This is a genomic window from Kribbella ginsengisoli (assembly GCF_039537185.1).
Lineage (GTDB): Bacteria > Actinomycetota > Actinomycetes > Propionibacteriales > Kribbellaceae > Kribbella > Kribbella koreensis.
The window spans coordinates 153,107-166,548 of sequence record NZ_BAABAA010000004.1; the positions used below are offsets into that span (position 1 = coordinate 153,107).

Annotated in this window: 11 protein-coding genes and 1 pseudogene; 2 read left to right on the top strand and 10 right to left on the bottom strand. The window is 68.4% G+C overall.

Features of this window, described 5'->3' with window-relative positions; translation table 11 throughout:
• Positions 1-14: 14 nt before the first annotated feature.
• Both rarD and ABD768_RS17190 read right to left on the bottom strand, forming a co-directional pair.
• Positions 15-767 (bottom strand): annotated as a pseudogene (gene rarD / locus ABD768_RS17185) (EamA family transporter RarD); the annotation flags it as partial.
• Positions 764-1,405 carry a dihydrofolate reductase family protein gene (locus ABD768_RS17190; protein WP_344841620.1) on the bottom strand — a complete coding sequence of 214 codons (642 nt, stop codon included), beginning with the start codon at positions 1,403-1,405 and terminating at the stop codon, positions 764-766. The pseudogene rarD and the gene ABD768_RS17190, both read right to left, overlap by 4 nt.
• Positions 1,406-1,502: 97 nt before the next feature.
• On the opposite strand from ABD768_RS17190, the gene ABD768_RS17195 reads away from it, so the two are divergent.
• Positions 1,503-2,366, top strand: coding sequence for a LysR family transcriptional regulator (locus tag ABD768_RS17195; protein ID WP_344841622.1), 864 nt, complete (start codon positions 1,503-1,505; stop codon positions 2,364-2,366).
• 377 nt (positions 2,367-2,743) lie between these two features.
• Here the strand turns inward: ABD768_RS17195 and serA are convergent, their stop codons facing one another.
• The 6 genes from serA to ilvD all read right to left on the bottom strand — a co-directional run bounded on the left by serA (position 2,744) and on the right by ilvD (position 11,173).
• Positions 2,744-4,342, bottom strand: coding sequence for a phosphoglycerate dehydrogenase (serA, locus tag ABD768_RS17200; RefSeq protein ID WP_343963673.1), 1,599 nt, complete (start codon positions 4,340-4,342; stop codon positions 2,744-2,746).
• A gap of 113 nt (positions 4,343-4,455) precedes the next feature.
• A complete protein-coding gene (locus ABD768_RS17205; RefSeq protein WP_344841624.1) occupies positions 4,456-5,646 on the bottom strand; it encodes a S1 family peptidase in 1,191 nt (396 codons plus the stop codon).
• A 111-nt stretch (positions 5,647-5,757) separates the two neighbouring features.
• Complete coding sequence (gene ilvC / locus ABD768_RS17210; RefSeq protein WP_343964223.1) at positions 5,758-6,777, bottom strand: ketol-acid reductoisomerase; 1,020 nt, start codon at positions 6,775-6,777, stop codon at positions 5,758-5,760.
• A 54-nt stretch (positions 6,778-6,831) separates the two neighbouring features.
• Positions 6,832-7,500 carry an acetolactate synthase small subunit gene (gene ilvN / locus ABD768_RS17215; RefSeq protein WP_425558431.1) on the bottom strand — a complete coding sequence of 223 codons (669 nt, stop codon included), beginning with the start codon at positions 7,498-7,500 and terminating at the stop codon, positions 6,832-6,834.
• Positions 7,501-9,249, bottom strand: coding sequence for an acetolactate synthase large subunit (locus tag ABD768_RS17220; protein ID WP_343963677.1), 1,749 nt, complete (start codon positions 9,247-9,249; stop codon positions 7,501-7,503).
• Positions 9,250-9,487: 238 nt separating this feature from the next.
• Positions 9,488-11,173 (bottom strand): dihydroxy-acid dehydratase, encoded by a 1,686-nt coding sequence (gene ilvD, locus ABD768_RS17225; protein ID WP_344841626.1) that lies wholly within the window; start codon positions 11,171-11,173, stop codon positions 9,488-9,490.
• Between the two features lie 258 nt (positions 11,174-11,431).
• On the opposite strand from ilvD, the gene ABD768_RS17230 reads away from it, so the two are divergent.
• Positions 11,432-11,959: a CHAP domain-containing protein gene (locus ABD768_RS17230; protein ID WP_344841628.1), complete on the top strand. Its 528-nt coding sequence runs from the start codon at positions 11,432-11,434 to the stop codon at positions 11,957-11,959.
• 44 nt (positions 11,960-12,003) lie between these two features.
• On the opposite strand, the gene ABD768_RS17235 is transcribed toward ABD768_RS17230, so the two are convergent.
• Together ABD768_RS17235 and ABD768_RS17240 are read right to left on the bottom strand one after the other, a co-directional pair.
• Positions 12,004-12,288 carry a ubiquitin-like small modifier protein 1 gene (locus ABD768_RS17235; RefSeq protein ID WP_344841630.1) on the bottom strand — a complete coding sequence of 95 codons (285 nt, stop codon included), beginning with the start codon at positions 12,286-12,288 and terminating at the stop codon, positions 12,004-12,006.
• Entirely contained in the window at positions 12,288-13,379 is a 1,092-nt protein-coding gene (locus ABD768_RS17240; protein WP_344841632.1) for a WD40/YVTN/BNR-like repeat-containing protein, read from the bottom strand. Before ABD768_RS17240 ends, ABD768_RS17235 begins: the two co-directional genes overlap by 1 nt.
• Positions 13,380-13,442: the final 63 nt, after the last annotated feature.

Here is a 13,442-nt window from a genome sequence, read left to right on the forward strand (position 1 = left end):
AACGCGAAGACGGCCAGCAGGAACTGCACGGTCGGCGTGAGGTACTGCAGTAGTCCGAGGTAGGTCAGCGGGATCCGGCGGACGGCCCCGGCGAAGAACAACAGCGGAATCGCCGTGGCCGGGCCGGCGGCCGCCAGGAGGAGCGACGTCGACCAGCCCGCGTGCCCGAACCCGGCACGTCCGGCGTACTCGAGCCAGACCAGATACCCCACCATGAACGGCAGCATGACCGTCGCCTCGACCGCGAGTCCCTCGACCGCGGGTGTCGCCGCTTTCTTCTTCAGTACGCCGTACGCCGCGAAGCTGAGCGCCAACCCGGCCGCCACCCAAGGCACGCGACCGTAATCGATCGCCAGCCACGCCACTCCAGCAGCCGCCAGACCGAGCGCGAGCCATTGCCCTCGCCGGAGCCGTTCGCGAAACAGAACCACCCCGAACAGGACTGTGATCAGCGGGCTGATGAAGTAGCCGAGCGAGGTCTCCACCACCCGCCCGTGATTCACGCCCCAGATGTAGAGGTACCAGTTGAACGCGATCACCGTCGCGGCAGCGGCCAGGTACCGCAGCGCGGCAGGCCGCTGCCTCAGCGCCCGCCACCAACCGGACTGCGGGCGCAGCCACAGCAGCAACGCGATGAACACGAGGGTCCAGACGAACCGGTGAGCCAGCACCTCCACCGCACCGGCGCCGTCGAGAAGCCGCCAGTAGAGCGGCAGCAGTCCCCAGATCCCGTACGTCGAAGCGCCGTACAGGAGGCCGCGCTTCATTTCAGGACGCGGTACTTGAGGTGGGTGACACCGGGCGCCTCGACGGAGCGGATCTGTTCCAGCCGGACATCCCCGGTGGCGCCGAAGATGCGAGCTCCACCGCCCAGCAGGATCGGTACGACGTGCAGCTCGAGCTCGTCCAGCAGTCCCGCGGCCAGGTACTGCCCGATGATGTCGCCGCCACCCCAGAGCATCACATCCTTCCCGCCGGCGGCCTCCTTCGCCTGGTCGAGGGCCGACTCGATCCCCTCGGTGACGAACCGGTACGTCGTACCCCCGGCCATCTCGACCGGCTCGCGCGGGAAGTGGGTCACCACGAACACGGGGTAGTGGTACGGCGGGTTGTCGCCCCACCAGCCCTTCCAGTCCTCGTCCACCCACGGGCCACCGCCGATCGGGCCGAACATGTTCCGGCCCATCACTGCGGCACCGATGTTCTCCCGCACCTCCTCGGCGACCCGGTCACTCGCGTTGACCTCGCCGCCTTCCTTGTCGTGGCCCTCGCGCCAGCTCGCCAGCGGTACCACCCAGTCGTGCAGCCGCTCGCCACCCTCGCCGAGCGGGTTCTCCACGCTCTGGTTCGGGCCCGCGACAAAACCGTCCAGCGAGATCGAGATGTGGCACCTGAGCTTGCTCATCGTTCCTCCTCGGTTGTGGTTGTGATCCGAGCATGGAGGAGCGGAGAGATGACGTCTAATGCCAATATTCTGGCCGATCCATTGATATTCTCTATCAATGCTCAATCCGGTCCATCTCCAGATCCTGGCCTCGGTGGCGCGCCACGGCTCCGTGACCGAGGCGGCCAAGGAGCTGCACTACTCGCAACCGACGGTGAGCCACCACCTGGCCCGCCTCGAAGCGTCGACCGGCGTCAAGCTCCTGCAGCGGGTCGGCCGAGGGATCCGGCTGACCCCTGAAGGTCGGCTGCTGGCCAACCGGGCCGCCGAGATCATCGGACGGATGGACGCGGCGGCCAACGAGCTGGCGGCGCAGGTCGGGCTACAGGCCGGCAAGGTCCGGCTGGCCGGCAACTCGTCCGTCCTGAGCACGATCGCGCCCAGAGCGGCCGGCATCCTGACCCGGACGTACCCGGGACTCGAGCTGAGCCTGATCGAGCGCCACCCCGTCGAAGCGTTGCAGCTGCTGCGTCACGGCGAGATCGACGTCGCCCTCATCTTCCGGTATGCCGACGCGCCCGCCGAGGACGAAGGGTTTCGCCTGGTCCGCATCGGCGACGATCCGGTCTATCTGATCAGCCAACGCCCGGACGACACTCTGGAGAGCCATCGCGACTCCGCCTGGATCGGCGGCTGCGAGCGATGCCAGGAGGAGCTCGTCACCGTCTGCCGGCGAGCAGGCTTCACGCCACGGATCGGGTCACTCAGCGACGACATGACCGTCGTACAAGCCTTCGTGGCCGCAGGCATCGGCGTCACCACCCTCCCCGGCCTCGCCCTCGAGGCCCACCGCCACCCCGACATCCACGCCACCAAGATCCCCAACCACACCCGCCAACTCCACGCGGCGACCTACGGCGATCCCCCGGACCCCCCAGCCGTCACCGCCCTACTGAAAGCCCTGAAAGCCGCGGCTGGATAGCCGGCCCCGCTCAAGGGCTGTGTCCCGATCGACAGGACATAGTCCTCCCACCACCCGTCCGTCCCGCCTGATCAGCGGCCCGGGTGAGCCAAGACAACGACTATGTCCTGTCGCTCGGGACACTCCCCGCCAACGGGTCCACCTTCCCGCCTGGGCGGTGGGGAGCAGGAGAGGTACGAGCCGGCGTGGGCGGAGTGCTAGCCATCGAAGGAGCATCTACCCGGAGTACCCCGTAAAGCAGGTGGGCCCAGGTGCTCCCGGTGGGAGGACCTGGGCCCTGGCCGGCCGCCATGCGCCTGCGGGCGGCAGGCCGGACCTGTTCACACAGTTTGCCCTTCCCCCGGGGCCCTAAGCGACCCCAGGGGTGTTTTAACTTCTCAGACCTCGAGGTCGACCGCGCGGGCGGTGTCGGCCTGTACTGCGGTCGCGATCTCGTCCAGGACCGCCGTCGGGATGCTGGAGTCGACGCTCAGTGCGACGAGTGCCTTGCCGCCCTTGCGGTCGCGGCTGACCTGCATGCCGGCGATGTTGATCTCGGACTTGCCGAGGATGCCGCCGACCTGGCCGACGATGCCGGGACGGTCCTCGTAGCTCAGGAACGCGAGGTGCGCCGCCAGCTCGACCTCGAGGTCGAAGCCGTCGATCTCGACCAGCCGCTCGGACTGCTTGACGCCGACCAGCGTGCCGGAGACGGACACCTGGCCACCGTCGGCGAGCGTGCCGCGCAGGGTGATCAGGTTGCGGTGCTCCGGGCTGTCGTGGTCGGTGACGAGCCGGACCTCGAGCCCACGCTCGGCCGCGAGCAGCGGCGCGTTCACGTACGACACGTTGTCCTCGACCACATCGGCGAACACGCCCTTCAGCGCCGCCAGCTCGAGCACCTTCACGTCGTACTGCGTGATCTCACCGCGCACCTCGACATCCAGCTGCTGGGCGACGCCACCGGCCAGAGCGGTAAAGATCCGCCCCAACTTCTCAGTCAGCGCGATCCCCGGCCGGACGTCCTCGGCGATGACCCCGCCCTGGACGTTGACCGCGTCCGGCACGAGCTCACCCGACAGCGCCAGCCGCACGGACTTGGCGACGGCGATACCGGCCTTCTCCTGCGCTTCCTCGGTGGAGGCGCCCAGGTGCGGGGTGGCGACGACGTTCTCGAACTCGAACAACGGCGAGTCGGTGCACGGCTCCTTGGCGAAGACATCCAGCCCGGCCGCGGCCACCCGGCCTTCCTTCAAAGCACTGTAGAGAGCGGCCTCGTCGACGATGCCACCGCGGGCGGCGTTGACGATGATCACCTCGGGCTTGACCTTGTGCAGCTGCTCGTCGCCGATCAGCCCGATCGTCTCGGGCGTCTTCGGCAGGTGCACGGAGATGAAGTCGGACGCGGCCAGCAGCTCGTCCAGCGACGCGAGCCGGACACCCATCTGGGCCGCGCGGCCGGCCTGCACGTACGGGTCGTAGGCGATCACGTTCATGCCGAAGGCGGCCAGCCGCTGGGCGACCAGGACGCCGATCTTGCCCAGGCCGACGATGCCGACGGTCTTCTCGAACAGCTCGACGCCGGAGAACTTCGACCGCTTCCACTCGCCGTTCTTCAGCGACAGGTCGGCGGCCGGCACCCGGCGGGCGGCGGCCAGCAGCAGCGCGACGGCGAGCTCGGCGGCGCTGACGATGTTGGAGGTCGGCGCGTTGACGACCATCACGCCGGCCTGGGTGGCGGCCTTCACGTCGACGTTGTCGAGGCCGACGCCGGCGCGGGCGACCACCTTGAGCTTCTTGGCGGCGGCGAGCGCCTCGGCGTCCACCTTGGTGGCGGACCGGATCAAGATGGCGTCGACGTCGGCGATGGCCGGGATCAGCTCGGCGCGGTCGGCGCCGTTCGCGTGCCGGATCTCGAAGTCGGGGCCGAGTGCCTCGACGGTGGCCGGGGACAGTTCTTCGGCGATCAGGACGACGGGCCGTTGAGCGTCAGTCATGAGAGATGTCTCCTGCAGAAGCGGTTGGGGGCTCGAAGAGTCAGAGCACCGCGCTGTGCCCGCTGAACACGATGCTACCTGGTCCCCGATCCGGCCGCCCGGAGGGTCTCATCTCAGTCGCAGGGCTGCGGAGCCCGTACTGCGACCGCCCGGTCGACCAGCAGCCGGCCCTTCTCGCGGACCAACTGGTACCTGTTGTCGAGCCGGTTGCAGCTCTGGCCGAGCGCTCCGACGCTGTTCGGCGAGAACAGCACGCTGTAGTTCACCCGGGCGTTCACCGTCTCCCCCACCTGGGTCACCTCGATGATCCGGGGACCGAACAGGTACGTCGTCTGGTGGTGCTCGGTGTCTTCCGCCAAGGTGAGGCTCTTGGCGAGTCGCGCCGAGTAGAGCGCCCGTAGGCCCACGAAGTCGTGCCGGTTCGTGGTGGTCATGTAGGTGCCGATCAAGGTCTGTACCTCAGCCGCGAGCGGCGTGTTGGCAACGGTCAGCTCGGGCACGATCGCGGCCGACGGTCCGCGCGAGCGGACGCAGGTCCCACCGGGTTCCGGGGTGATGCCGGGTTGGCCCGTACCGGCGTACTGGCGCAGTTTTGCGAGCGGGACGATGGTGGCCTTGGGCACCGTGTCGCCGGTGATCAGGCCGACCACCCGGCCGGAGCGGTCCAGGGCGGGCCCGCCGAGTTTGGTTGCGTTGAGCACCGAGGTCAGCGGTGCCGGGTCCTTCGCCGAGCCGAGCGACAGGACGCTCAGCAGCCCGTTGGCGATGTAGGCGACGACAGCCCGGTCGGCGCCCCGCGGTGGCTCCTTCGACGCCAGCTGAGCCGTCGGGTTGGGGAGCTGGCCGATCATTCGCAGTACCGCGACGCCGTCCGCGCTGCTGCCGAGCACGTTGGCCCGGCGTACGTCACCGGTCGACGTCACCAGCGCGACGGACATCGGCTGCTTGATCGCCGAGGACGCGGTCAGTACCAGCCCGTTGTCGAGCAGTACGCCGCTGGCGATGCCGGTGCCCTCGCAGGTGGTGGCGAGGATCTTGACCACACTAGGACCGGACTTCCGGAGCACCTCGGCCGTGTCCAGGGTCAGGCTGTCCTCGCGGATCAGCCAGCCGGCGCCCGCGCCCAGGACGAGTACGAAGACGATCAGCGGGACGACGAACCGCGGCCGGAACTTCGGCGGCAACGGCGGCTGGGTGGTCACCTCTGGCAACCGCGGCGGCGTCTCGATCGAGGTCAGCGGAGTCAGCACTCCGGCGGGGATGCGCCGAGGCGGCTTCGGCAGCTCACGCCTGCCGCTGTCCATCCGCTACCCCCTGATCACCCGCTCCGGCCCGTTGCGTCACTGATTGTGCCAAAGAAAAAGCCGACGCCCGGCCACCTGGGCGGCCGGGCGTCGGCGTACAGCCAAAGCGGGTCAGCGAGCGGCGCTGCCCTCGACGTAGTCGTCGTCGTGCGACTTGACCCACGCCATCAGACCGCGCAGCTCCTTGCCGACCGCCTCGATCGGGTGCTCGGCGCTCTTCTTGCGGAACTCGGCGAACTCCGGCGCGCCGGCGTCCTGGTCGGCGATGAAGCGGGCCGCGAAGGTGCCGTCGGTGATGTCGCCGAGGACCTCCTTCATCCGCTGCTTCACCGACGCGTCGATGATCCGCGGGCCGGAGACGTAGTCGCCGTACTCGGCGGTGTCGGAGACCGACCAGCGCTGCTTGGCGATGCCGCCTTCGTAGATCAGGTCGACGATCAGCTTGAGCTCGTGCAGGCACTCGAAGTACGCGACCTCGGGCTGGTAGCCGGCCTCGGTCAGCACCTCGAAGCCGGACTGGATCAGCTGCGAGACGCCACCGCAGAGGACCGCCTGCTCACCGAACAGGTCGGTCTCGGTCTCCTCGGTGAAGGTGGTCTTGATACCGCCGGCGCGGAGGCCGCCGATGCCCTTGGCGTAGGACAGCGCGAGGTCCCAGGCCTTGCCGGACGCGTCCTGCTCGACGGCGACGAGCACCGGTACGCCGCGCCCCTCGGAGAACTCACGACGGACCAGGTGGCCGGGGCCCTTCGGCGCGACCATGAAGACGTCGACGCCGGCCGGGGGCTTGATGTAGCCGAACCGGATGTTGAAGCCGTGCCCGAAGACCAGCGCGTCGCCGTCGACCAGGTTCGGCTCGATGGCCTCCTTGTACAGCGACCGCTGCGCCGGGTCCGGGGCGAGCACGACGATCACGTCGGCCTCCTCGCACGCCTCGAACGGGGTGAGCACCCGCAGGCCCTGGGCCTCGGCCTTGGCGCGGCTCTTCGAGCCCTCCGGCAGGCCGACCCGGACGTCGACGCCGGAGTCGCGCAGCGACAGCGCGTGGGCGTGGCCCTGGCTGCCGAAGCCGAGCACGGCCACGTTGCGGCCCTGGATCACCGACAGGTCGGCGTTGTCGTCATAGAACATTTCTGCTGCCACTTGGAGCTCGTCTCCTTGATTTCTTTTGATGAGGGTGTTGGCTCAGGCCTGTCGGGCGGGAGCGGGACGGTGACCCGGCGGCGGGTGCGGCACCGGGTGGGTCGGGTTGGCCGAGGCCGCCGGGGCGGCGCTGCTCGTCGTACCGGCCGGGCGGGCCTGCAGCGTCGGGGATCCGGACGCCACGTGTGGTGGCGGCACCGGGACCGGGCGCAGCGTGCGGTCGGAGATGGAGCGGCTGCCCCGGCCGATCGCGACCATGCCGGACTGGACCAGCTCACGGACGCCGAAGGGTTCCAGCACCCGGAGCATGGCTTCGAGCTTCTCGGGGTTACCGGTGGCCTCGATGGTGATCGCGTCCGGAGCGACGTCCACCACTTTCGCACGGAACAGCTGGACGGTCTCCAGCACCTGCCCGCGGCTGAGGGTGTCCGCCTTGACCTTCACCAGCAGCAGTTCACGCTGCACGGTGGCGGTCGGCTCGAGTTCGACGATCTTGATCACGTTGATCAGCTTGTTCAGCTGCTTGGTGATCTGCTCCAAAGGCTGCTCGTCCACGCTGACCGCGATGGTCATCCGGGAAACCTCTGGGTGCTCGGTCGGGCCAACCGCGAGTGAGTCGATGTTGAATCCGCGGCGCGAGATCAGCGCGGCGACGCGGGCGAGAACACCGTGCTTGTTCTCCACCAGGATCGACAAGGTGTGCTTGGACATTTACAGCTCCTCCCCGTCCCACTGCGGGGCCAGGTCGCGGGCGAACTGGATGTCGTCGTTGCTGCTGCCGGCCGCGACCATCGGCCAGACCATCGCGTCGCGGTGCACGACGAAGTCGACGACGACCGGCTGGTCGGTGACCGACATCGCCTTGTCGATGGTGGCGTCGACCGACTCCTTGTCGGAGCAGCGCAGCCCGACGCCGCCCATCGCCTCGGCCAGCTTGGCGAAGTCCGGGATCCGGGCCGAGTGCAGGTCGGTGTTGGAGTAGCGCTTGTCGTAGAACAGCGTCTGCCACTGCCGGACCATGCCCAGCGACTGGTTGTTGATCACCGCGACCTTGATCGGGATCCCCTCCAGCGCGCAGGTGACGAGCTCCTGGTTCGTCATCTGGAAGCAGCCGTCGCCGTCGATCGCCCAGACGGTCTTGTCCGGCCGGGCCACCTTGGCGCCCATCGCGGCGGGCACGGAGTACCCCATGGTGCCGAGACCACCCGAGTTCAGCCAGTGCATCGGCTTCTCGAACGGCAGGTAGTGCGCGGCCCACATCTGGTGCTGGCCGACGCCGCTGGTGTAGATCGCGTCCGGTCCGGCGATCTGGCCGATCCGCTGGATCACGTACTGCGGTGACAGGCTGCCGTCCTCCGGCTCGTCGAAACCGACCGGGTACTTCGCCCGGACCGCCTCGAGCTGCGCGCGCCAGGTCGAGTAGTCGGGGGTCTTGCCGTTGCTCGCGATCTCGCTGTTCAGCGCCGCGATCAGATCGACGACGACCTCCTTGCAGTCACCCACGATCGGTACGTCGGCGTGCCGGTTCTTGCCGATCTCGGCCGGGTCGATGTCCGCGTGGATCACCTTGGCCTCGGGCGCGAACGAGCTGAGCTTGCCGGTCACCCGGTCATCGAAGCGGGCGCCCAGACAGATCAGCAGATCGGACCGCTGCAGCGCGCCGACGGCGGAGACCGAACCGTGCATGCCGGGCATGCCGAAGTGCAGCTCATGCGTGTCGGGCAGCGCGCCCCGGGCCATCAGCGTGGTGACGACGGGGATGCCGTGCTGCTCGGCCAGTTCCTTCAGCTCGGCGTGTGCCTTGGCACGGATCACGCCTCCGCCGACGTACAGGACCGGCTTCTCGGCGGCGGCGATCAGACGGGCGGCCTCGCGCACCTGCTTGGGGTGTGGGCGGGTCACCGGGCGGTAGCCGGGCAGGGAGAGCTCGGTCGGCCAGCGGAAGTCGACCATCGCCTGCATGGCGTCCTTGGTCACGTCGACCAGGACCGGGCCGGGACGGCCGGTGCTCGCGATGTGGAAGGCCTCGGCGATCGTACTGGCGATCTCGTTCGGGTCGTTGACCAGGAAGTTGTGCTTGGTGATCGGCATCGTGATGCCGCGGATGTCCGCCTCCTGGAAGGCGTCCGTGCCGATCGCGGCGCTGGCCACCTGGCCGGTGATCGCGACCATCGGCACCGAGTCCATGTACGCGTCGGCGATCGGGGTCACCAGGTTGGTCGCGCCCGGACCCGAGGTCGCCATGCAGACGCCGGTCTTGCCGGTCGCCGAGGCGTAGCCCTGGGCCGCGTGGCCGGCGCCCTGCTCGTGACGTACCAGGATGTGGCGGATCTGGGTCGAGTCGAGCATCGGGTCGTACGCCGGGAGGATCGCGCCACCCGGGATGCCGAAGACGGTGTCCACACCGGCATGTTCCAGTGCGCGGATCAGAGCCTGTGCCCCGGTCAGCTGCTCACTCATGGTGCCTTCCCTTGGTCGTCACTGCTGCTTTGCTACTGCCAGACAAAAGAAAACGCCCCCTCCGCCGGGTGGGCTGAAGGGGGCGCGCTCGACTCGAAGGTCGCGTCAGTCGGCGCGCCGCACAAGTACGAGAAGAATCGATCGCATGCAGTCACCTTCGCCGACTCCTCTCGATCCGGTCAAGCCTGGCACTCATCCATCTCAATGGATGAGATGCGTGTCTTACGTTTAAGCCAGTTTAGGAGATGCAGACAGCCCCCTGGGAGGCGGAGGTGACCAGACGCCGGTACTTCCCGAGCACGCCCCTGGTGATCGCGGGCTCTTTCGGGGTCCAGCCCTGGCGGCGTTTCTCGAGTTCTTCGGGCTCGACGTGCAGGTCGAGGGTCCGGTTCTTGACGTCCAGGGTGATCCGGTCGCCGTCGCGGACGAACGCGATCGGGCCGCCGTCGACCGCCTCGGGCGCGACGTGGCCGACGCAGAGCCCCGTCGTACCGCCGGAGAACCGTCCGTCGGTCAGCAGGAGCACGTCCTTGCCGAGACCGGCCCCCTTGATGGCGCCGGTGACGGCGAGCATCTCGCGCATCCCCGGGCCGCCCTTCGGGCCCTCGTAGCGGATCACCACGACGTCGCCGGCCTTGAGCGTGCCGTCTTCCACCGCGTCCATCGCGCCGCGCTCGCCGTCGAACACGCGCGCAGTGCCTTCGAAGACGTCCTCGTCGAAGCCGGCGCTCTTCACCACGGCGCCGTCCGGGGCCAGGCTGCCCTTGAGGATGGTGATCCCGCCGGTGCCGTGGATCGGCTTGTCCAGCGCGCGGATGATCGTGCCGTCGACGTCCGGCGGGGCGATGTCGGCGAGGTTCTCGGCCATCGTCTTGCCGGTCACGGTCAGGCAGTCGCCGTGCAGCAGGCCGGCGTCGAGCAGCGCGCGCATGACGACCGGGATGCCGCCGACGCGGTCGACGTCGGTCATCACGTAGCGGCCGAACGGCTTGAGGTCACCCAGGTGCGGGACCTTGTCGCCGACCCGGTTGAAGTCGTCGAGGGTGAGGTCGACCTCGGCCTCGCGGGCGATCGCGAGCAGGTGAAGGACGGCGTTGGTCGAACCGCCGAGCGCCATCACGACGGCGATCGCGTTCTCGAACGCCTCCTTGGTGAGGATCTGTCGTGCGGTGATCCCCTTGCTGAGCAGATTGACGACAGCCTCGCCAGACCGGCGGGCGAAGCCGTCCCTGCGTCGGTCCACGGCGGGCGGCGCCGCCGAGCCGGGCAGCGACATGCCGAGTGCCTCGGACGCGGAGGCCATCGTGTTGGCGGTGTACATGCCACCGCAGGCGCCCTCGCCCGGGCAGATCGCGCGCTCGACAGCGTCGACCTCGTCTCTCGTGATCAGACCACGCACACACGCGCCGACCGCCTCGAAGGCGTCGATGATCGTGACGTCCTTGTCGCCGAGCTTGCCGGGCATGATCGATCCGGCGTACAGGAAGACTGACGCCAGATCGAGCCGGGCGGCCGCCATCAGCATGCCCGGCAGCGACTTGTCACAGCCTGCCAGCAGTACCGATCCGTCCAGCCGCTCGGCCTCCATCACCGTCTCGACCGAGTCGGCGATGATCTCGCGGCTGACCAGCGAATAGTGCATGCCGACATGGCCCATCGAGATCCCGTCGGACACGCTGATCGTGCCGAACTCGAGCGGATACCCCTGAGCTGCGTGCACGCCGTCCTTGACCGCCTTGGCGAGCCGGTCGAGCGACAGGTTGCAGGGGGTGATCTCGTTCCAGCTCGAGGCGACGCCGATCTGCGGCTTGACCCAGTCGTCGTCACCCATCCCAACAGCCCGCAACATCCCCCGCGAGGCCGTCGCCTCCAGCCCATCGGTGACCGTACGACTCCGCGGCTTGATATCAGGCGTGTTCGACATACCGCTCACTGTAAGAGCGAACCCCGAACAAGACTCCCGACCCCCTCCCCAGTACTACCCCATCTGCTTGGCCACCGCCGTCGCGAAGCCGGCCACGCCTCCGGCCTACGCCCAGCGCACTCCGGTGTACGACAGCGCCGGGTTTGCGGCTTGGCGTAAAGCCCACATTCCGTAGTAAATGAATTACCAAGGGTTGCGAAGGTTGGTAGCTATGTTACACAGTGGCAGCTGTCCACTACCGACCGTGAAGGAGTTTCCATGCTTTCCAAGCTAGCTCCGGTGCTTCTGCTGACCAGCACCTTGCTGTCCCCCGGCGCCGTAACAGCTGCGGCCGCACCTGCCGCCGACACCCGTACTGCGATCGTCGACGCCGCCAACGGTGAGCTCGGGCAGGGCGAGACACCGCCCGGCAGCAACTGCACCCCGTACGGTCCATGCGAGGCCTGGTGCGCGCACTTCGCCACCTGGACCTGGCGGCAGGCCGGCATCAACATCCCCAACTACGGCTTCACCGGCGACATCTACACGTGGGGCCAAGGCAAAGGCCGGGCCCACTCCACCAACACCGGCATGCAGCCCGGCGACATCGTGCTCTACGGCACCGGCCCGCAGAACACCGACACCAGCGTGCACACCGGCGTAGTAGTTGCGGTCGGCAACGGCAAGATCACCACCGTCGAAGGCAACGCCAGCAACGCGGTCCGAAAGTTCGGCCCCTTCGACCCGACCCACGCCAAAGCAGCCGGCCGCCCCGGCAACATCTATGGCTGGGTAGCCGCGCAGTAATCCACCGGCAGCCATCCAACGTGCCTGGATGGCCGCCCGAACACTCAGCCGCCGGCGACGCTGGGGAGGATGAGGAGTTCGTCGCCTTCTGACAGTAAGGTGTCGAGGGCGTTGAGGTCGCGGATGTTGTCGTTGCCGAGGAAGACGTTGACGTGACGGCGTAGAGCGCCTTGGTCGTCGGTCAGGCGGCGGCGTAGAGCGGGATGCTCGGCCTCCAGCGCAGCGAAGACCGAGGCGACGGTCGGCTCGCCGGAGACGTCGACCTCCACCCGTTCCGCTCCCCCGGCGAACGGTCTCAGCACCGTCGGGAGTTTGACCGCGACGGACATCAGCCCACCACCGCCGCGCGCACGGTCAGTACGTCGGGGAGATGCCGCGCCACCTCGATCCACGAGTCCCCCGCATCGGCACTCGCGTAGACGCAGCCGTCGCGCGTACCGACGTAAACCCCGGCCGGGTCCGCCTGATCGACGCACAGTGCGTCTCGTAGTACGGGTGCATAGGACGGGACGTCAGGCAGACCGTTCGTGAGCGCCTCCCACGTCGAGCCGGCATCGCGGGAGCGATAGACCCGGCATTTCGCATCCGTCGGGATCCGGTTGCCGTCGGCAATCAACGGGAAGACGTAGACGGTCGACGGCTCGTGCGGATGCACCACGATCGGGAAGCCGAAGTCCGACGGCAGCCCGTCCGCGATCGACTTCCAGATCGCGCCACCGTCGTCGGAGCGATAGACCCCGTGATGGTTCTGGGCGAACAACCGCTCCGGTACGTCGGGATGCCCCGCAAGCTTGTGCACACACTGACCGAACTCCGGATCCGGGTCAGGCATGAAGTACGCCTTGATCCCGTGATTCGCCGGCTCCCACGACTCGCCGCCGTCCGCGGTCTGGTAGACCCCACCCGTCGACATCGCGACGCTCATCCGTTGTGGATCGGTCGGATGCGGCAGCACGGTATGAATCGCCTGACCGCCGAACCCGGCGCCCCAGTCCTTGCGATGCGGGTGATCCCAGAGCCCGCGCACCAGCTCGAACCGGACGCCGCCGTCGGTCGACCTCCACAACGAGGACGGTTGCGCACCGGCGTACACGACTCCCGGTTGGTCCCCCGGCGCCAGCTGGATCTGCCAGACGCGCTCGAGCGACGCGTCCTCGCCCGCCGGGAACCCGATCGACCCCTCCGGTGGCTCGTCCCACGTCCGGCCGAGGTCGTCGGAGTGGAAGACGGCCGGTCCCCAGTGCTCGCTGGTGCCGCCCGCGAAGAGCCGCGGCCGATCGCCGCGTGTGTCGATGCCGACCGAGTAGATCCCTTGCATCTCGAACATCGGCCCGTCGAGCGTCCACTCGCGGCGCTCGGTGTCGCTGCGGCCGATCCACAGGCCCTTCTTGGTACCGATCAGCAGTACGGTCTCGGACATCGTCGTCCATCTCCATCGGTCTGCGCGGCGGCCCGCGCGGTCGGTCAGCGCAGCGGTGGCAGC